At 63.9% G+C, this 18,126-nt stretch carries 17 protein-coding genes; 8 read left to right on the top strand and 9 right to left on the bottom strand.

From position 1 onward, the window contains the following. Positions 1-44: 44 nt before the first annotated feature. The 3 genes from AKN83_RS13390 to AKN83_RS13380 all read right to left on the bottom strand — a co-directional run bounded on the left by AKN83_RS13390 (position 45) and on the right by AKN83_RS13380 (position 2,930). Positions 45-1,166, bottom strand: coding sequence for a branched-chain amino acid ABC transporter substrate-binding protein (locus AKN83_RS13390; protein WP_050402379.1), 1,122 nt, complete (start codon positions 1,164-1,166; stop codon positions 45-47). Positions 1,167-1,400: 234 nt separating this feature from the next. Beyond that, on the bottom strand, positions 1,401-1,892 hold the full coding sequence (locus tag AKN83_RS13385) for a hypothetical protein (RefSeq protein WP_050402326.1): 492 nt from the start codon (positions 1,890-1,892) through the stop codon (positions 1,401-1,403). Positions 1,893-1,910: 18 nt separating this feature from the next. After that, positions 1,911-2,930, bottom strand: coding sequence for a DUF4424 domain-containing protein (locus AKN83_RS13380; RefSeq protein WP_172803535.1), 1,020 nt, complete (start codon positions 2,928-2,930; stop codon positions 1,911-1,913). Here AKN83_RS13380 and AKN83_RS39610 point away from each other — a divergent pair. Then, positions 2,923-3,375 (top strand): hypothetical protein, encoded by a 453-nt coding sequence (locus tag AKN83_RS39610; protein WP_172803534.1) that lies wholly within the window; start codon positions 2,923-2,925, stop codon positions 3,373-3,375. The genes AKN83_RS13380 and AKN83_RS39610 overlap by 8 nt on opposite strands. Before the next feature lie 157 nt (positions 3,376-3,532). Here AKN83_RS39610 and AKN83_RS40540 read toward each other — a convergent pair whose 3' ends face one another. After that, positions 3,533-4,045, bottom strand: a complete 513-nt coding sequence (locus tag AKN83_RS40540; RefSeq protein ID WP_172803533.1) for a class I SAM-dependent methyltransferase — start codon at positions 4,043-4,045, stop codon at positions 3,533-3,535. Positions 4,046-4,140: 95 nt separating this feature from the next. Next, positions 4,141-4,719 carry a cupin domain-containing protein gene (locus AKN83_RS13365; protein ID WP_050402330.1) on the bottom strand — a complete coding sequence of 193 codons (579 nt, stop codon included), beginning with the start codon at positions 4,717-4,719 and terminating at the stop codon, positions 4,141-4,143. 211 nt (positions 4,720-4,930) lie between these two features. Between AKN83_RS13365 and AKN83_RS39605 the strand changes: the two genes are divergently transcribed. Then, positions 4,931-5,101, top strand: a complete 171-nt coding sequence (locus AKN83_RS39605; protein WP_157113344.1) for a hypothetical protein — start codon at positions 4,931-4,933, stop codon at positions 5,099-5,101. 44 nt (positions 5,102-5,145) lie between these two features. On the opposite strand, the gene AKN83_RS13360 is transcribed toward AKN83_RS39605, so the two are convergent. After that, positions 5,146-6,162 (bottom strand): AraC family transcriptional regulator, encoded by a 1,017-nt coding sequence (locus AKN83_RS13360; RefSeq protein ID WP_050402331.1) that lies wholly within the window; start codon positions 6,160-6,162, stop codon positions 5,146-5,148. Positions 6,163-6,514: 352 nt separating this feature from the next. On the opposite strand from AKN83_RS13360, the gene paaG reads away from it, so the two are divergent. Beyond that, positions 6,515-7,306: a 2-(1,2-epoxy-1,2-dihydrophenyl)acetyl-CoA isomerase PaaG gene (gene paaG / locus AKN83_RS13355; protein ID WP_050402332.1), complete on the top strand. Its 792-nt coding sequence runs from the start codon at positions 6,515-6,517 to the stop codon at positions 7,304-7,306. Positions 7,307-7,420: 114 nt separating this feature from the next. Next, a complete protein-coding gene (paaZ, locus tag AKN83_RS13350; RefSeq protein ID WP_050402380.1) occupies positions 7,421-9,448 on the top strand; it encodes a phenylacetic acid degradation bifunctional protein PaaZ in 2,028 nt (675 codons plus the stop codon). A gap of 3 nt (positions 9,449-9,451) precedes the next feature. Here the strand turns inward: paaZ and AKN83_RS13345 are convergent, their stop codons facing one another. The 3 genes from AKN83_RS13345 to AKN83_RS13335 all read right to left on the bottom strand — a co-directional run bounded on the left by AKN83_RS13345 (position 9,452) and on the right by AKN83_RS13335 (position 12,598). Continuing rightward, positions 9,452-10,105 (bottom strand): TetR/AcrR family transcriptional regulator, encoded by a 654-nt coding sequence (locus AKN83_RS13345; protein WP_050402333.1) that lies wholly within the window; start codon positions 10,103-10,105, stop codon positions 9,452-9,454. 384 nt (positions 10,106-10,489) lie between these two features. Then, entirely contained in the window at positions 10,490-11,248 is a 759-nt protein-coding gene (locus AKN83_RS13340) for an SDR family NAD(P)-dependent oxidoreductase (protein ID WP_050402334.1), read from the bottom strand. 78 nt (positions 11,249-11,326) lie between these two features. Continuing rightward, the gene (locus tag AKN83_RS13335) at positions 11,327-12,598 is read right to left on the bottom strand and encodes an ROK family protein (RefSeq protein WP_050402335.1); all 1,272 of its coding nucleotides are present in this window, start codon (positions 12,596-12,598) and stop codon (positions 11,327-11,329) included. 241 nt (positions 12,599-12,839) lie between these two features. On the opposite strand from AKN83_RS13335, the gene AKN83_RS13330 reads away from it, so the two are divergent. The 4 genes from AKN83_RS13330 (at position 12,840) to AKN83_RS13315 (ending at position 18,102) form a co-directional block, all read left to right on the top strand. After that, the gene (locus AKN83_RS13330) at positions 12,840-13,805 is read left to right on the top strand and encodes a sugar-binding protein (RefSeq protein WP_083992025.1); all 966 of its coding nucleotides are present in this window, start codon (positions 12,840-12,842) and stop codon (positions 13,803-13,805) included. 63 nt (positions 13,806-13,868) lie between these two features. Next, positions 13,869-15,395 carry a sugar ABC transporter ATP-binding protein gene (locus tag AKN83_RS13325; protein ID WP_050402336.1) on the top strand — a complete coding sequence of 509 codons (1,527 nt, stop codon included), beginning with the start codon at positions 13,869-13,871 and terminating at the stop codon, positions 15,393-15,395. Beyond that, a complete protein-coding gene (locus AKN83_RS13320; RefSeq protein ID WP_050402337.1) occupies positions 15,392-16,453 on the top strand; it encodes an ABC transporter permease in 1,062 nt (353 codons plus the stop codon). Before AKN83_RS13325 ends, AKN83_RS13320 begins: the two co-directional genes overlap by 4 nt. 299 nt (positions 16,454-16,752) lie before the next feature. Further along, positions 16,753-18,102, top strand: a complete 1,350-nt coding sequence (locus AKN83_RS13315) for a carbohydrate porin (RefSeq protein WP_050402338.1) — start codon at positions 16,753-16,755, stop codon at positions 18,100-18,102. Positions 18,103-18,126: the final 24 nt, after the last annotated feature.

The raw sequence follows: 18,126 nt of genomic DNA, 5'->3' as shown, positions 1-18,126 counted from the left end.
CCGCGACATCGATCAGGGAGGAGCGCCGATGTCGCGGCCAGCGATCATTGACCGGCGGCCGGCAGCTCGGTGTAGTTGCCGTCCTTGTCGCGGCGGTACACGACGTAATCGATCAGGGTGATGTCACCCTTCGGCGTGTAGCTGATGTTGCCGAGCACGGTGTCCCAGTTTCCGCTCTTGATGGTCGCTGCGATCTTCTTGGCGTCCGTGGTCTGGGCGCGGGCGACGGCCTGGCTCCAGATCTGGAACGCGGCATAGCTGTAGAGCGTGTAGCCGTCCGGATCGATGCCCTTGTCCTTGAACTTCTTCAAGGTCGCGGCCGCGGTCACTTTCTTCCGCGGATCCGGCGAGAAGGTGAACAGCGAGCCCTCGGCAAGCGGACCCGCGATCGCGGCGAACTGCTTGTCGACCAGAGCGTCGCCGCCCATCAGCACGGCATTGACGCCCTGCTCGCGCATCTGGCGCAGGATCAACGCTGCTTCGGCGTAGTAGCCACCGACATAGACGAAATCGATCGATTCCTTCTTGAAGCGGGATACCAGCGCGGCGAAATCCTTGTCGCCCTTGGTGTAGGCTTCATAGAGCTTTTCCTTCACGCCCGCCGCGTTGATGGCGTTCTTGGTCTCGTCGGCAAGACCTTTGCCATAGGTCGTCTTGTCGTGGATGATCGCGACGTTCTTGGTCTTGTAGTTCTTGATGATATAGGCCGCCGCGACCATACCCTGCTGGTCATCCCGGCCGCAGACGCGGAACGTGTTCCACAATCCGCGCTCGGTGAACAGCGGGTTGGTCGAGCCCGGCGTGATCTGCAGCACGTTGCCCTCGGCATAGGCGTCCGAGGCGGGAATCGAGGTCGACGAGCAGAAGTGCCCGACCACGAACGGAATCTTCGCGCCCGCCATCTTCTCGGCAACCGACACCGCCTGCTTCGGATCGCAGGCATCATCGCCGACTTCCAGCTTCAGCTTCTTGCCGAGCACGCCGCCCGCCGCATTGATGTCGGCAATGGCGAGATCGGCGCCGTTCTTGAACTGCTGGCCGAAGCTCGCCTCCGAGCCGGTCATCGGCCCAACCACGGCAACACTAATATCCTGTGCCATGGCGGCGCCGGACAAGGCCAGGCTGGTGCCGAGCGCAAGCAAATATTCTCGAAGTGCAAACTTCATCACATTCTCCTCGATGGTCTCAAGTCGCCACAATGCATCGCAATCGACTCAGGTCGCCGGCTGCGACGATCACCGGGGGCTGCCTTTTATGCGCGCGATGGCAAGCAGGCTCGGACTGGGGCGACGGGGGATTGGACATATGCGACATTGGGCAACAATGTGAAACACGTTGCCGTGCATTGGTGCCTGGAATCACCCTATGTGCGCGACAGCACGTAGCTGGTCGTTGTCCGATCACGGCCGCACCAGCGGTTCGGGCTCGGCCGGCTTGACGTTTGCGCCGACCGGCGCCGCGGCCTCGACCGCGCCTGTCAGCTCGATCTCGTAATAGCCGCCGACCTTGATCGCGCCCCATTGCGTCGAGACCGCAAGGTTGATGCGCTGTCGCGCCGGCAGATCAGCATCGGTGTGGCGGTGAGCGACGGCGCCCTGAGACAGGACTTCGATATGCGACAGCCGAACGCCGTCCGCATTCCAGAAGTCGAAGTTGAGATACTGCGGCAGCGGACGACCGAACACGCCCATCTCTTTGAAGGCCAGTTCGACATCGACATGGCCCGGCCCCGCCATGAAGGTGTAATAATGGCCGCGGACATCATTGGTGATGTTGGCGCGATTGACACCCAGGCCGAGCACCGTCGGATGATGCGGATCGGTGGACTGCGCCGATGCCGGGCCCGCCAGGGCGCAGGTCCAGAGCAGCAGGCAGAGGGCCGCATTCGTCATGGCTGGAACGCGCCGGCGCTAATTTGGATTCGGAACGAAGATGACAATCTTCAAATCGCGCGACGGCCTGAAATTGGTGTGCCTCACCTCGAAGCGGGTTGGTCCGGTCTTCTTGACGCCATCGGCACAGAAGCTGACGAGATTGTTCGGCTCGCCCTTGTCGATGGTGAGGTGGAAGTCGCCGATCGGTGCCGCCCAGTTGGCGCCGGTCGAGAGCACATAGGCAATCGACCGCTCGCCGAATGGCGGATAGGGAGTATGCCGCGTCGCACGCGCCCGCTCGATGGTGCGGATCAGGTCGTCATCGATGCAGTAGGAGGCGAGGAATGCCGGCGCTTCGGGATTGCTGCGCCAGTTGTCGGCGCCGATGATGGTCTGCACGGAGCCTCCGACGCTCGGACGGTAGGTCTGCTCGAACGTAATTTCCCGGCCCGCGGGGAAGGTCTGCGTCCAGGTATAGGCCGAGCGCAAGGTCCAGGTCGGCACCAGATGATCCTGCATCGGGCCGCCCGACCCGTAGGTCTCGACGGCGCCGACACCGAGCTTGACCAGTTCCGGCCATTTCGACTTCGGCACCTTGTCGAGCAGCTCGTCGGCGGTCCCCCTGATCGGCATCAGCGGGATGCCAAGCTTCCGCAGCAGCGCGGTCTGGTCGACATCGTTCGCCAGCGCCGTCTGATCGAGATGCGGCGCGGCCGGCTTGCCGTCGACCGAGACGTAGAAATCAAAGATGTTCTCCGGATCATCCGTCGGAATCCCGATGTTCTCGTCGCCTTCCTTGCCGACGATGTCAGGCATCGGGAACGCGATCATGATGGTCTTGTCGGCGGCCGAGGTGTTGAAGAAGCGGTAGACGATCCGGATCTGCTTCTCGGAGATGAACAGATCCTCCGAGCGCATCACGATATCAGGGTCTTGCTTGAAGCGCAGGCCTCCGGTTTCCAGCGCGGCGGAGGTGTCGTTCGCCCGCGCGCACCAGGGCATCAGCCCGGCAAGCAGGACTAGAAAAGCCCCTTTGGCTCTCGGAGGCATGTTCATTCCCTCTCTATTGATTGCGGAAGCAAACTCGCGGCAGTCAATCGCATCCGTCCTTGACCGGGAAAAAATCGGAGACGTCGACATGCGTCGTCTCGATCGGCAGAACGACCCAACTGTTTATCTCGAGATGACCGCAAAGCTTGACGACGGCGATCGATTTCCGGCCCCGCCAGGCCGTCGCCGTGAATCCGATCGGGACAGCGCTGCGCTCGAGAACATGCAGCTTGGCAATACCGGCGGCAGGGCCGGCCGCAAGCGAGATCGTGATTTCGCCGGCGCTGGTGCCACCAGGCTGGATCGCCGATTGCCGCGGTGGTCCAAACGAGAGTTCGCTCCCGGCCGAGACCACGACGGTCTGCTGGAACCCGTTCTCGATCCTGAGCACAGGTTTCGCACCCGCGGCCTCGGTCGGCGCTATTCCCGCTGGAAGGCAGAGAAGCACTGATGCTGATCGAATGAGCGAAACCGACATGAGCGCAATCCTTCCTGAATGAGTGCGCGCAGAGCCGAACAGGTTCGCTGCATCGCGAGCTCTCCCTGCGTTCAGTATCGATGCACGCGCAGCCTTCGCTGCGAACGATCTTGAACGGCAACCACTCCTCCTATCGCGCAACGATTACATTCCAGGCCGTGTCAGGCTCGGGACGATGGATCTCGACTGCTCCGAACCCCGCCTGCCGCAAGGCATGTTCAACATCGCCTGTGGTTCGAAAGGTGAAGATGTCTTTGGGAAATCCCAAGCGCCCCATCGCATCGGCCGGCAGGAAGCCGAGCGCAAGCACGCCACCTGCCTTGAGCACCCGCCTGAGCTCGCCGGCACCTGCAGGCAGCGATCGCCAGAAGTACACCGTGTTGACGCTGCATACCTTGTCGAACTGACCGCTCTGAAGCGGCAAGGCCTCGATTTCTCCGATCCGGAAGTCGGCGCGTCCGGCATCGACCGCAATCCGATATCGCGCAGTCGCCCACGCCACCACATCCCGCGAGCGATCGACCGCCGTCAGATGAGCAGCGCGATCCAGCAAGGGGCCGAGCGTAGCGCCGCCACCGAACCCGATCTCGGCCACGCGGTCGGAGGACTTCACATCGAGCAATTGCAGCGCAAAGCGGTTCATCCGGCTGTTGCGCCGGTTCATCAGGCCGCCGACAAAACGGCCGAAGACGCCGCGCGGGTGAGCGAGATGGCGAGCGATCAAGCGAGGCGGAGCCATTATTCTTCCCGAACCGATTTCAAGACCCGTGATGCAGGAGGCTGATAACCGCGCAGCCGACCGATGACCGCCAGGCCCGCGAGCGCGGGACGAAGCAGCCACTGCGGACCGGCGAGGCAAAACACGTCGCGATAGGCAGTCAGATACACGCCGAACGCCAACAATCCTGGCATTCCGTCGCGGCCGACGCGCCCCGTGCGCTGCAAACCATCCAGCGCCATAAACCATTCGAGGGTTCGCTTCGGCGGCGTCGTGACCCAGACCGCGCGTACCGGATCGCTGCCAGCATTCCACATGCGATGTGGCGTACCGCGCGGCACGTCACATGTTGCACCCGGACCGAGTTCCTTCTTCTGTCCGTCAAGCACGACGTGAAGACGGCCGGCAAGGATTTCGAAATGCTCGTCCTGCGCGGGATGGAAATGCGCGGGAGGTGGCCGCCCGCCCGGCGAATAGACGACCTCCACAGTCAGATGATCGGAACGCACTTCACGGACGGTCACCGACTCGTGCGGGGTCAACTTGAAGGTTCGAGCCGCGGCAGCGTCACGCGACGATGGCAAGGTGATGTGATCCATTGATCTCCTCGTCGCACCCCCCTCCGTTCGAAACTGCCCGTGCATTCGTGGAATCGTCCCGAAGGCAAGAACAGGCGGGAACGGCCTTTTAGGTGCTTCGCGGACGTGCGGCACGGACCGACGCGACAGTGATTTGGACATATGCGACATTTGTCGCCGCCTGTCGCAGGCTTATCAGGCGGCAGGGTCGTCTCAGACCAGCCGCCCGCTCATGATCGCCCGCTCGGACGCCGCGATCGACGGCAGCATCGCATGGCCTGCCGAGCCGAAGGCTGCGTGCGGCGCGATGTTGATGTGCGCGAATGAGCCGGTGTTGTCGGCAAAACGTCAGCGGCGGCTGGTCGAACAGGTCCGGCGGCTGCCCGGATGCGGCGAACCGTAGCAACCCGCCACGCGTCTGCGCGGCCGAGGACCCGAGACATTCGGTCAGGAACGCCGCGGCACCGTGCGAATATCCGACGGCGTCATGCCGTATTGCCGGCGGAAGGTGCGATTGAAGTAGGACAGGTCGCCAAACCCGACCTCGAACGCGATCGTGCCGATGGTGCTACGGCTGTGGCGTGGGTCGGTCAATAAATGATGCGCGCGCGCCAGGCGTTGGCCGAGCACGAATGCTGAGAATGTCGATCCCGCGCTCTCGAACAGCCGCTGAATACGGCGCGGCGTCAGCTTCAGCCGGGCAGCCACCGCGGGCAGCGAGAGGTCGCCATAGCTGAGATTGGCGCTGATGTCGGCCTTGACCGCGGCGAGCCGCGCCGCCGCGAGTCCGCCGTCTTCCGCAGCAGCCGCTGCATCCCGGTTGGCGCCGATGATCAGCGCGCCGAGATCGATCAGATGCTTGACGACGGCGCCGCGCAACTCCGGAGTCGAAAGCTGGTAGCTGTCGTCGAGTTCCCTGATGTAAAGCGCAAGGAGGCGCATCGCCTCGGTGTTCGCTGGCAGCGCGCGGATCAGCATGTCCTCGGGATCGTTGACCAGCGATGCCAGCGCCATGCGTGGCAGCCGGAGACCGACGAAGCGGCTCGGCGACACCGGGACCACGATGTTGCCCGCTTCCGCGCTCGACTGCAGAACAGCCTGGCCCGGGCCCAGCTCGATATCGCGGCCGCGCTGCGAGGCGCGGGTGTTGCCGCTCGTGATGATCGTCAGCACCAAATCGTCGGTGCCGTCCAGCAATTCGCGCGGTCTTGCGATCTTGAGATTGCTGCACGCCCAGGATCCGATGCCGAGCCCGGACAATTCGCGTACATTCGCTTCGGCGTGAAACGCGCCGTCGTGGAGCGGCTCCGGATCGAGCTTGACGATCATGCGCCCGATCTGCTCGCGAAAGATCGGCAGGCGATCGCGCTCGCCGAAATGCGCGGTCGAGAACCGGAATCCTGTGATATCGCCCGACTGCATTGTCATCGGCTCGCCCTCATGGCGGCGGACGTCGCCGCTCATATACGGCTGATTTGTGGCGGCGCACACCGCAGCATGGGGGCCATGCAACGCGACGTTGAACGTGAACCTTTCACCGGTTCCACCGATGCTTCGATCTGACAAGTGTCAAGGGTTGCGCATAAGCTTCGCAAATGCGCGGTCTCGTGCAACGCGCGCAAAACTGCTCCGATCAAATTGTATTTGTTGCGCCCGAATTCGCGACCGGGACTAAAATCGTGTTCGCTCCGATCGGCCCGAAGACGCCGTCCGACTGGGCGCGCGGATAAATATAATTGACTGACCGGACGGTCAATAGTAATCCGGTCGCAGGTCATGCGACCTCGGTCATCAGAAGCCGCAACGGGAGGTAATCATGGTCAGCAATTTGGTGTTGACCGATATCCGCGCCGGATATCGCGTCCTGACGCTCAACAGACCCGACCGCCTAAATTCATTCAGCGCCGATCTGCACAAAGCGTTGATGGCCGCGTTGACCGCGGCCGAGCAGGACAAATCCTGCCGCGCGCTGATCCTGACCGGAGCCGGGCGCGGATTCTGCGCCGGGCAGGATCTCTCGGACGGCGTGTTCACGCCGGGCGAAACGCCTGATCTCTCGGTGCCGATCGAAAAATACTACAACCCGCTGGTGCGCAAGCTGCGCAGCCTTCCGATTCCGGTCGTATGCGCCGTCAACGGCGTGGCCGCGGGCGCCGGCGCGAACGTGGCGCTTGCCTGCGATATCGTGATCGCCGCGCGATCGGCCAAGTTCATTCAGGCCTTCGCGAAGCTCGGCCTCGTCCCGGATTCCGGCGGCACCTGGTTCCTGCCGCGGCTCGTCGGCCCGGCGCGGGCTCGTGCCTTGGCCATGCTGGCCGAACCGGTTTCCGCGGAGCGGGCGGAGACATGGGGCATGATCTGGAAAGTGGTCGAGGACTCCGACCTGATGATGGAGGCCCATGCGCTCGCCGCCTCGCTCGCGACGCAACCGACCGATGGTCTTGCGTTGATCAAGCAGGCGCTCGATGCCTCCGAGACCAACACGCTCGATGCGCAGCTCACGCTTGAGCGCGACCTGCAGGGACGCGCGGGCCGGTCGGCAGACTATGCCGAGGGCGTCACCGCGTTCCTCGAAAAGCGCGCGCCACGCTTCACCGGACGAGCCTAACCGCAGATTGAACATTCCGCCGGCAAGGCGAGACGCATCAATGATCACCAGTCAGAGGATCCAATTTCGATGACACAGCCTCAGCCCAGCGGCGCGCAGTCGTCCGACAAGATCATGAAACTCGACAGCTTCGTTCGCGGAAAGTGGTCCGGCGCGGGAGAATTCGCCACCGAGATCCGCAGCGCCGTCACCGGCGACGTGGTCGCGCTCACGACCAGGAGCGATCTCGACATGCGCGAGATCCTCGCCTATGGCCGCGCGATCGGCGGCAAGAATCTCCGCAAGCTGTCGTTCCACCAGCGTGCCGGCCTGCTGAAGACGCTGGCCGACTATCTGAGCCAGCACAAGGACCGGCTTTACAAACTCTCGCTCCATGCCGGCGCGACCCGCACCGACGCCATGATCGACGTCGATGGCGGCATTGGCACGCTGTTCGCCTATGCCAGCAAGGGACGCCGCGAGCTACCGAATACCAGATACCTGCTCGACGGCAATGTCGAGGGGCTTTCCAAGGGCGGCGCATTCGCCGGCCAGCACGTCGTCACGCCGTTGCACGGCGTTGCCGTGCATATCAACGCATTCAACTTCCCGTGCTGGGGTATGCTGGAGAAGCTGGCGCCGGCGCTGCTCGCCGGCGTACCCGTCGTCACCAAGCCCGCGACCGTCACCTCCTACGTTGCCTACGAGCTGGCGCGGATGATCACCGAATCCGGCGCGCTGCCCGAAGGCGTCCTGCAGTTCATCGTCGGATCGACCGGCGACCTGTTCGACCACCTTACCTGCCAGGACGTGGTGTCCTTCACCGGCTCGGCCGACACATCGCAAAAGCTCCAACGGCATCCGGTCATCGCGCGCGAAGCGGTCCGGTTCATCGCCGAGCGGGATTCGCTCAATGCGGCAATCCTCGCGCCGGACGCCATGCCGGGAACCCCGGAGTTCGACCTCTTCATCAAGGAGGTGGCGAAGGAGATGACGGTCAAGGCCGGGCAGAAATGCACCGCGATCCGCCGCGCATTGGCGCCGTCGGCGCAGATCGACGCCGTTGTCACGGCGCTGCGCGAGCGTCTCGCCAAGGTCACGATCGGCAATCCCGAGAACGACAAGGTCAGGATGGGACCGCTGGTCGGCCTCGCCCAGCGCAGCGATGTGCTTGCCCATGTCGCGAAGCTTCGCACCGAGGCCGAACTGGTGGCCGGCGATCCCGACAACTTCCCGCTGGTCGACGCCGACGCCAAGCGCGGCGCCTTCGTCCCACCGCTGCTGCTGCACTGCACGAAACCGGTGGCCGCAACCGCGGTGCATGAGATCGAGGCGTTCGGGCCGGTCTGCACCGTGATGGGCTATGACGATCTCGACCAGGCCATCGCGCTGACCAATCGCGGCGGCGGCAGCCTCGTCGCATCGGTCTACACCCACGACATCCCGACCGCGACCGAACTTGCGTTCGGCATCGGCAGCTTTCACGGCCGGGTCGCGATCATCGACCGCGACTGCGCGACCGAGCACGCCGGGCACGGCTCGCCGATGCCGCAGATGGTTCACGGCGGCCCGGGCCGCGCCGGCGGCGGGGAGGAACTGGGCGGAGTCCGCAGCCTGCAGCATTACATGCAGCGCACTGCGTTGCAGGGCTCGCCGGCGATGCTGTCCGGCGTCACCGGCCGCTGGTTCAAGGGCAGCCCGATGCTCGAAGGCGACCTGCACCCGTTCCGCTACCACTACGACGATCTCGAGATCGGCCGCACGCTGGTCTCCAAGGCGCGGCAGATCACGCTCGACGACATCGAGCACTTCGCGCATTTCACGGGCGACACCTTCTACGCCCACATGGACGAGGAAGCGACCCGGGGGCATCCGTTCTTCCCGGGTCGCGTCGCCCATGGCTATCTGCTGCTGTCGTTCGCGGCCGGCCTGTTCGTCGATCCCGACTACGGACCGGTGCTCGCAAATTACGGGCTCGACTCGCTGCGCTTCGTCAAACCTGTGCAACCGGGCGAACAGATCCAGGTGCGGCTGACCGCGAAGGAGAAGACGCCGCGCAACAAGCAGTACGGCGAGGTGCGCTGGGACGTCGAGATCACGACCGGCACCGGCGAGACCGCGGCGACCTACGAGCTTCTGACGATGAACGCGATGCGGTCGTAACGCTCAGAGCAACTCGGCCTGCCGGCTGCGGCCGGCGGGCTTTGCCTTGCTGCGCGGCCGGGTGTTGGCCGCCTCTTCCGCGCCGGCCAACACCAGTTGCGCGACGAAGTCGGCGTATTCGGCGCGGGTCATCGGCCCGCCCTCGCGAAACCACATGTAGTGCCAGTTCAGCATGCCGAAGACGCTCATCGTTAACGGCTTGAGCACGCGCTTCTGCTTGGCCGTCGGCACAGCCGCGGCGAGCGCATCCGACATGATCCCGACCAGGGTCCGCTCGCTCGCAAGCAGCGGCTGTTGCTTGTCCTTCGGCAGCAGCTTGAGGCTCGCAATCTGGACCTGATGCTCGGCGTCAGCATGCCGGTAGAGCTCGAGCAAGGTCGCCACGATCGTCCTGAAGCGCTCAACCGGATCGCCGGCCGATGCGCTCGCCTTCCGGACCGCCGCCACGAGCTTCTCGAGATGCGACGACAGGATATCGAACAGGATCGCCTCCTTGTCGGGGTAATAGTGATAGAGCAGCGCCTTCGAGACACCGCAGGCGTCGGCGATGGTGTTCATCGACGTGCCGACATAGCCCGACGCGGCAAACAGCTCGGCGGAGCGATGCAGCATCGAGAGACGCTTGTCGTCGTAATCCTTGGCGCGCGATCGGGCCATGTCCTGTCAGTTCCACCTGCCGGCTATTCGGCGCTCGCCTCGAGGGGCAAATCACCACCGGCCCAAAGCCATGTCCGGCGTGGCGATTCATTGACCATCCGGTCGGATAATTCTACGACGTATACGGAATAGGTGGCGACGTTGCAATCCGCACCTTGCAAACCAGCGCGGGAACATGGCGGTACGTCGCCGACGAGATGGCGAGCCGCGGTCGGCCGCCCTGCCATCTCCACAAAGAGCGCGACACGCGCGTCAGGACGGCATCGGCCTGACGGTCGACGAACTCGTCACGCTCAACAAGCGCGTCAGGCGCTTCGCGACGCGTTGACCGCCTCAGGCGCGGGCTGATCGACGAGGGTCCTTCCCCCAGTTGTGATGCGATCGCTAGACCCAGCCGCCATCGACGATGTGGCTCTGGTTGGTGCAGGCGCCGCTGTCGTCGGCGGCGAAAAACAGGACGACACGGGCGATGTCGTCCGGCACGAGCTTGCGCTTGAGGCATTGGCGCTGCATCAGCTCGGCCACCCCTTCGGGCGTCAACCATAGATCCTGCTGCCGCTGGGTCATGATCCATCCGGGCAGGATGGAGTTGACCCGCACGTTGTGCGGCCCGAGATCGCGGGCCAACGCGCGGGTGAGGCCCTGAACCGCAGATTTGGCCGTGGTGTAGCAGGGCATGTTGCCCTGACCGATCACCCAGCTCACCGAGCCGATGTTGACGATCGAACCGCCCCCTGCCTGTTTCATGTCGGGTGCGACCGCCTGGGCGCTGAAGAACTGATGCTTCAGGTTGACGGCGAAGCGCTCGTCCCAGAATTCCGGTGTGACGTCCTCGATCGCGTGACGGTCGTCGCGCGCCGCGTTGTTGACCAGGATGGTGATCGGCCCGAGCGCCTCGCGGATACCGGCAACCGCGCGTCGCAGCGCGCCGATGTCGCGCAGGTCGGCGTGCTCGAAGTGCACGCGGGCATGCGCTCCCAAATCGGACAGCAGCTGCTCCGAAGACGTCACATCGATATCGATGAAGCCAACCCGCGCGCCCTGGCTGATGAACTGGCGGACGATGGCCTCGCCGATACCGGAACCGCCACCGGTGACCAGGACGGTCCGGTCCTTGAGGCTTGGATAGATGGCACCCTGCATTGGCATTCTCTCGCTTTGGCGCCTGAAGCGCGTCGGTTGCGTTGCTGCGGCTCAAGCAGGAGCCGCAGCTCCCGAGGTTCACTCGGTCGTCTCCATGTGATTTCGGTCCACAACCCGCAGCGTGCGCCGCACCATGCCGTCGACAATCGTCGCCGACTCGCTCGGACGAACATGGATCGCAGTGGACTTGAGCAGCCACGGCAACACGGCCTGCTCGAGCCGCTCCTCATAGGCAGCGCGCATCATGTCAAACGCCTGCAGGCCGGGACCTGCGAGGATCAAATGATGCGGGCGCAACACCGAGATCGTCGTGGCTACCGCTTCGGCAAGTGCGTAGCCCGCCTGCCGGAACAGCTGTTCGAGACGGGGATCGCCGGCGCGTGCCCGCGCGCGCAACAGGGCCATCTGCGCCTCGGATGGTTGCTGGGACACCGCCGGTGGCAGATCGAGAAAGGTGCGGGCGTCGCGGTAGAGCGCATAGTCGGCGAGATGGGCCTCGATGCAGCCGCGCTGACCGCAGCGGCATTGCGGACCGTTCGGCGTCAACTTGACATGGCCGATCTCGCTGCCCGCGCCGGCCCCCCAGCGCGCTTCACCGTCGACGACGATGCCCATGCCGATGCCGTGACCGACCATGAGCGTCGCCGTGAGGCCCTGCGCCAGCGCCGGCTCGGCCGCCACGAGGGCCAGCGCCACCGCGACCGCGTCGTTCGCCATCACGACGTCAACGCCGAATGCCTCGCGGATCGGTTTTGCCAGATCGACGTCGGTGATCGACAGCGCCGGGCTCCACAGATGCCGGCCGGTGTCGGCATCGACGATGCCCTGCAGCGCAATCCCGATTCCGAGCAGCCGGTCCCGCGGCGTGGCCGTCTCATCGAGCATGGCGTCGATCTGCGCGGTCACGAGGTCGCATAACCCGCCGGCATCGAGCCCGCGGGTCGTGAGCTCGAGCCGCGATTGTGCCAGGGCAGAGCCACTGAAATCGGCGAGCAATGTCTCGATCAGGTTCATGCGCAGCGAGACGGCAATGATGCGGCCGAACTCGGGGTTCAGGGTCAGCAGGACCGCCGGCCGGCCGCGGCGGCGGCCGTTCAGCCCATCCGCGTCCTCTTCGTCGGTATCGTCGGGCAACGACGTCGCCGCGTCCGTCTCGGCTTCGCACAGCAGGTCTTCCGCCATCAGCTTTGACGTGATGGCCGAAATGGCCGGAAAGCTCAGTCCCGTGCTGCGGGCGAGCTCGACGCGCGGCAATGGCCCCTGACGCCGCAAGACTTCGACGAGACGGCCACGGTTCGATCCGCGGGCCAGACTAGAAGCACGTCTCAGCGGTTCGGACTGCTCGTTCATGTCGGCTTTTTTAATTCGCTTGATAAAATTATTCAACGGATGAGCCTCAGACGTTGGCCAAAAAGCGTCGATAGCGGCCGAAATACATCACATTCCCACTATTTTTGCTTGAATACGCAAACGTAAACATCCTTGACTGGACATTTCGTCGCGCTAATTTATTAGTTACGTGAATAAAATAAGGCGTGAAAAGCGCCGGGCGTGAAATCCCCTTACCGGGGGTGTCGACAGGGAGGTCCATATGAATGACTCAATGAAAAGATTGATCGTGCCGCTGTTGGCGGGCGCAGCTGCGCTCGCGATGACTACGGGGATAGCACAGGCGCAGCAGAAAAAGACCATCGCGCTGGTGACCAATGTCGCGGCCGATTTCTGGACCATCGCGGGCCGCGGGCTTGAGAAGGCGCAGAAAGAGCACCCGGAATACAATATCGAGCTGATCGTCACCAACGAAGGCACCGCGGCTGGCCAGCGGCGCGAGCTGGACGACCTCTTGGTTCGCGGCGTCGCCGGCATCTCGATCTCGGTCGACGATGCGCCGCATGCGACCGAAGAACTCAACAAGGTCGCGGCCAAGACCGTGCTGATCACGACGGACAGCGACGCACCGCAGAGCAACCGTCTCGCCTATATCGGCACCGACAACGTCGCGGCCGGACGGCAGGCCGGCGAGGAGATCAAGAAGGCGCTGCCGAACGGCGGCAAGATCGCGCTGTTCGTAGGCACGATGGATGCCGACAACGCCCGCGAGCGCGTCCAGGGCATCAAGGAATCGATCGCCGGTACCAAGGTCGAGCTGGTCGACGTGTTCACCGACCAGGTGGATTTTGCCAAGGCCAAGGCGAACATGGAGAACGTGCTCGTCAAATATCCCGACATTGCACTGCTCTCCGGCCTGTGGAGCTACGAGACCCCGCTGATCTATGATGCGGTGAAGGCCGCGGGCAAGGCCGGCAAGGTAAAGATCGTCGGCTTCGACGAGGACCAGCGGACGCTGCGGGGCATTTCCGACGGCACGATCGAATCCACGGTCGTGCAGCAGCCCTACGAGTTCGGCTATCTCTCTGCCACCAACATCATCAAGACGCTGAACGGCGACAAGTCCTGGATTCCGAAGGACAGCAAGCTGATCGTGCCGACCAAGGTGATCAGCAAGATCAACGTCGCGGAGTTCGCCGCAAACCTGAAGGAACTGCTGAAGAAGTAACTTAAGTCGGCTTGACCGCCCGGCCGCCTCAGGCCGCCGGGGGGCTGCAGGAGGACGTGCCGAATGGCGGAGACGCTGCTCGAACTCAGCGGAATCAGCAAGACCTACCCCGGCGTCAGGGCGCTCGACGAAGTCAATTTGCGCGTCTGCCGCGGCGAGGTGCTGGGCCTGATCGGCGAGAACGGCGCCGGAAAATCGACGCTGATGCGCGTGCTGGCGGGCGTGATCGCGCCGAGCGCGGGCGTGATCCGCATCGGCGGCATCGATCACGCCAGGATGACGGTGAACGAGGCGACCCTCGCCGGTATCGCCTTTGTGCACCAGGAGCTGAACCTGTTCGAGAATCTCGACGTCGCGGCCAATGTCTTCATCGGGCGCGAGAAGCTTGCCGGCGGCCCGCTGAAGCTGGTCGACAATGCAGAAATGCGCGCCCGCGTGACACCGCTGCTGGAGCGGCTGGGCGCCGATTTCACGCCGAGCACGCTGGTCGACAATTTGTCGATCGCGGAGCGTCAGATGGTGGAGATCGCCAAGGCGCTCTCGATCGACGCCCGCGTGATCATCATGGACGAGCCGACCTCCAGCCTGACCATTTCGGAGACCGAACGGCTGCTGGAAGTGATTGCCGACCTGAAGGCCCACGGCATTTCGGTGATCTACATCTCTCACCGGCTCGGCGAGATCATGAGCTGCGCGGATCGCGTCGTGGTACTGCGCGACGGGCGCACCGTGGGCGAGCTGGCGCGCGCCGAGCTGAGCCATGCCGCGATGATCCGGCTGATGATCGGCCGCGACCTCAAAGCGCTGTACACGCCGCCGGCGCACGCGCCGCAGCCTGGCGGCTGCGACATCGCCGGCGTTGTGACGACGGCCTTTCCCGACCGGCAGATCGACCTTTCCGTGCGGCGCGGCGAGATCCTCGGTCTTGCCGGACTCGTCGGTGCCGGCCGCACCTCACTCGCCCGCGCCGTCTTCGGCATCGACCCGCTGCTGGGGGGCGAGATCAGGATCGACAATGCAGCGGTCGGTATCGCCTCGCCGCGTGATGCGATCAGGCAGGGCATCTACCTGGTGCCGGAGGACCGCAAGAAATCCGGCCTGGTGCTGGAGCTGCCGATCCGGGAGAACGTGACGCTCGCGAGCCTGCTGGATTATGCCCGGATGTGGCTGGTTAACGGCACGTCCGAGCGCAAGATCGCAAAGGAACAGGCCAGGCGGCTGTCGATCAAGGCGCCGAGCATCGACATCGAAGCCGTGACGCTCTCCGGCGGCAACCAGCAGAAGGTTGTGCTGGGCAAGTGGCTCTCCATGCAGCCGCGCGTGATGTTCTTCGACGAGCCGACCCGCGGCATCGATGTCGGCGCCAAGAGCGAAATCTACGCCCTGATGCGCAACCTCGCCGACCAGGGCGTCGCCATCGTGATGATCTCATCCGACATGGAAGAGGTCATCGGCGTCTCCGACCGGGTCGCGGTGATGCACGAAGGCAGCGTCAGCGGCGTGCTCGAGCGCGACCAGTTCAGCGAATACAACGTGTTGAGGCTGGCGGTCGGCCAGGCGCTCGAAAACCTGGAGACCGCTGCGCCATGATGAAGAAGGAACTCGGCCTGTTCTTGCTGCTGGCGGTGATCTCCGCCATCACCGGCGCGATCAATCCGGCCTTCCTGTCGTTCGTGAACCTGTTGAACATGGCCAATTTGATCGGCCTGTTCGGTGTGTTCGCGCTGGGCGAAGGATTGGTCATCATCACCGGGGGCATCGATCTTTCGCTCGGCTCGATGTTCGCGCTGCTCGGTGTCGTCTTCATCGACCTGCTGACGACGTACCAGGTGCCCTGGCCGTTCGCGCTCTTGCTGGTGCTGATGGGCGGGCTCGCGCTGGGCGGCATCCAGGGCTTCCTGATCACCCGGCTGAAGATGCAGCCCTTCATCGTGACGCTGTGCGGGCTGCTGATCTATCGCGGTGCCGCGCGCTACTATACCAGCGATTCGACGCGCGGCTTCGGCTACGGCGACGAGGCCAGCACGTTGAGCAACATCGCCTCCGGCAATGTTGCGGGCATTCCGAACACCTTCATCTTCCTGATCATCCTCGCGGTGGTCCTCGGCGTGCTGCTGCATCGTTCGGTCTACGGGCGCTGGCTTTATGCGGTGGGCAAGAACGAGGAAGCGGCGCGCTACTCCGGCATCAGGACGAATCTCGTGATCGCGACCGCCTATGTCATCAGCGGTGGCCTCGCCGGCGTTTCGACGGTCCTGTTCGTCTTCTATACCAACTCGGTCTCTCCGAGTTCGTTCGGTAATTTCTACGAACTCTATGCGATTGCGGCTGCCGTCCTCGGCGGCTGCAGCCTGCGCGGCGGCGAAGGCTCGATTCTCGGTATCGTGCTGGGCACCGCGCTGCTGCAGGTGCTGCAGAACCTCGTGAACATCCTGGGCATTCCGAACTCCCTGAACTTCGCGGTGATGGGAACCGTGATTCTGATCGGCGTGCTGGCGGATCAGCAATTGCAGGCCCGGCGCAGGCGCAAGGCGGCGCTGGCCGGCCTCGCCCGCACGGCGCCTCGATCAAGGGAAACCACAATTCTGCAAAACGCATCTCCCCGTGGCGCGTCAGCGTTGCCGACGAGCGCGGGCGACCAGGCTTAACTCGATGACGAAGAATCAGGATCGGGAATACGACCGCGGCGACTTGGGTAGAGGGACAGGGGAAGAGTTCGATGCGCAAGACTGATCGGGCATCCGACGTTCGCGTCCATGTCGGCGCTGTGAGCCGAGCCCGGCCGCGGGCAGACCTCACCACCGTCCCGAATGGTTTGGTGCGCGTAGATTTTCTATCTCAAGTTGACGTGTCGCTACACTGACGGGGGCACGTTCCAGGCTGAAGGGCTTTGGGCAGGAACGTGACGCAAAAATGGACAAAGCCGGGGACGCTGGGAGTGCAGAAAATGTCACCTTGGTCTGTAAACATCGCGCGAGCGTGCGGCGTGGGGATCGCCTTGTTATCTCTGTCCAACGTCGGTGCGCATGCGGCCGATCTCTTAACGAAGGCTCCGCCTGTGCCCTACACGGAGACCGATGATTTCTGGACAAGACCGTATCTGTTCGGCGATCTCGGCAGGACGCAGCTGAAGGAGCGGGGTATCTCGCTGGCCCTGACGCTGGGCGATGAAGCCGTCGGCAACCTGTCGGGTGGCAACAGGAACACCGCGACCCAGGCCGGGCAGCTGTTCTTCCAGGCCAAGTTTGACATGGCGAAGCTGGCCGGCATCCAGGGCGGTACGGTCGGCCTCACGCTGGTCGACCGCTTCGGCCGCAACCTGAATGACGAGGCAGGCATTCCGGCGCTGCAACTGACCAACGAAGTGTTCGGCCGCGGCAGTATTCTTCGCCTCACCGAACTCTACTATTCGCAGAAGCTGTTCGATGACCGCCTTGAACTGAAGGGCGGCCGTCTTCCGGTCGGCTCCGACTTCTTCTTCGGCCTGTGCGAATTCATCAACCTGACGTTCTGCGGCGGCCAGCCCGGCAACATCCAGGGTGGCTACATCTACAACTGGCCGGTGAGCCAATGGGCCGGTGTTGCACACTACAACTTCACGAAGGAATGGCAGCTTTCGGTCGGCGTCTACGACGCCAATCCGAACTATCTGACGACGTCGGACTCCGCGACTTACTTCCTGCCGGGCGTCCCCGGTTCGAGCCGGGCCTCCGGCGTGCTGGTGCCGGTCGAGGTGGTCTGGGCGCCGAGCGGTCCCCTGAACGGGACCTGGAGATTCGGCGGCTGGTATGACAGCGCGTCGACGATCGACGGCGGCCTGCCCGGCATCATCGCAATCGCCCCCGGCATGGGTGGTGTCTCGGATCAGAATCTGGGCGATCAACGCGGCCGCTACGGCATCTACGAATCGATCCTGCAGCGATTGACCGTCGAGGGTGCAAAGGCACAGGGTTGGTACATGTTCCTCAATACGACCGTCGCCGATCATCGGACGTCGTATCAGGACTACCAGGTCGCCCTGGGCTTCAGGCACACCGGAACGTTCTCTTGGCGCCCGGAAGACGAAGTCGGCTTCGCGGTGGGTACGACGCACGTGAATTCGGCGGCGCTCACCCTGAATGCGGGTGGAAACGAAGTGCCGATCGAAGCCTGGTACGGCTGGCAGGCGACCGGCTGGATGAACCTCAAGTTCGACGCCCAGTACGTGATCAATCCCGGCGGGCGCGGCTACAATGCCGCGGGTATCAAGACCGAGAATGCCTGGGTCCTTGGTCTGCGCACGCTGGTGCACTTCTGATCGGGAGGGGTTGCCAGCATGTCT

This window comes from Bradyrhizobium embrapense, assembly GCF_001189235.2.
GTDB classification, from domain to species: Bacteria; Pseudomonadota; Alphaproteobacteria; order Rhizobiales; family Xanthobacteraceae; genus Bradyrhizobium; species Bradyrhizobium embrapense.
This window is presented reverse-complemented; position numbering and strand designations above follow the sequence as displayed.

Excerpts from the sequence above, each read along its gene's own strand:
- paaZ (WP_050402380.1), top strand. The coding sequence starts at position 7,421 with ATGAAACTCGACAGCTTCGTTCGCGGAAAGTGGTCCGGCGCGGGAGAA.
- AKN83_RS13340 (WP_050402334.1), bottom strand. The coding sequence starts at position 11,248 with ATGCAGGGTGCCATCTATCCAAGCCTCAAGGACCGGACCGTCCTGGTC.
- AKN83_RS39610 (WP_172803534.1), top strand. The coding sequence starts at position 2,923 with ATGTTCATTCCCTCTCTATTGATTGCGGAAGCAAACTCGCGGCAGTCA.
- AKN83_RS13365 (WP_050402330.1), bottom strand. The coding sequence starts at position 4,719 with ATGGATCACATCACCTTGCCATCGTCGCGTGACGCTGCCGCGGCTCGA.
- AKN83_RS13380 (WP_172803535.1), bottom strand. The coding sequence starts at position 2,930 with ATGAACATGCCTCCGAGAGCCAAAGGGGCTTTTCTAGTCCTGCTTGCC.
- AKN83_RS13390 (WP_050402379.1), bottom strand. The coding sequence starts at position 1,166 with ATGAAGTTTGCACTTCGAGAATATTTGCTTGCGCTCGGCACCAGCCTG.
- AKN83_RS13325 (WP_050402336.1), top strand. The coding sequence starts at position 13,869 with ATGGCGGAGACGCTGCTCGAACTCAGCGGAATCAGCAAGACCTACCCC.
- AKN83_RS13330 (WP_083992025.1), top strand. The coding sequence starts at position 12,840 with ATGAATGACTCAATGAAAAGATTGATCGTGCCGCTGTTGGCGGGCGCA.
- AKN83_RS13345 (WP_050402333.1), bottom strand. The coding sequence starts at position 10,105 with ATGGCCCGATCGCGCGCCAAGGATTACGACGACAAGCGTCTCTCGATG.
- AKN83_RS13315 (WP_050402338.1), top strand. The coding sequence starts at position 16,753 with ATGTCACCTTGGTCTGTAAACATCGCGCGAGCGTGCGGCGTGGGGATC.
- AKN83_RS13360 (WP_050402331.1), bottom strand. The coding sequence starts at position 6,162 with ATGAGCGGCGACGTCCGCCGCCATGAGGGCGAGCCGATGACAATGCAG.
- AKN83_RS13335 (WP_050402335.1), bottom strand. The coding sequence starts at position 12,598 with ATGAACGAGCAGTCCGAACCGCTGAGACGTGCTTCTAGTCTGGCCCGC.
- paaG (WP_050402332.1), top strand. The coding sequence starts at position 6,515 with ATGGTCAGCAATTTGGTGTTGACCGATATCCGCGCCGGATATCGCGTC.
- AKN83_RS13320 (WP_050402337.1), top strand. The coding sequence starts at position 15,392 with ATGATGAAGAAGGAACTCGGCCTGTTCTTGCTGCTGGCGGTGATCTCC.
- AKN83_RS39605 (WP_157113344.1), top strand. The coding sequence starts at position 4,931 with ATGATCGCCCGCTCGGACGCCGCGATCGACGGCAGCATCGCATGGCCT.
- AKN83_RS13385 (WP_050402326.1), bottom strand. The coding sequence starts at position 1,892 with ATGACGAATGCGGCCCTCTGCCTGCTGCTCTGGACCTGCGCCCTGGCG.
- AKN83_RS40540 (WP_172803533.1), bottom strand. The coding sequence starts at position 4,045 with ATGAACCGCTTTGCGCTGCAATTGCTCGATGTGAAGTCCTCCGACCGC.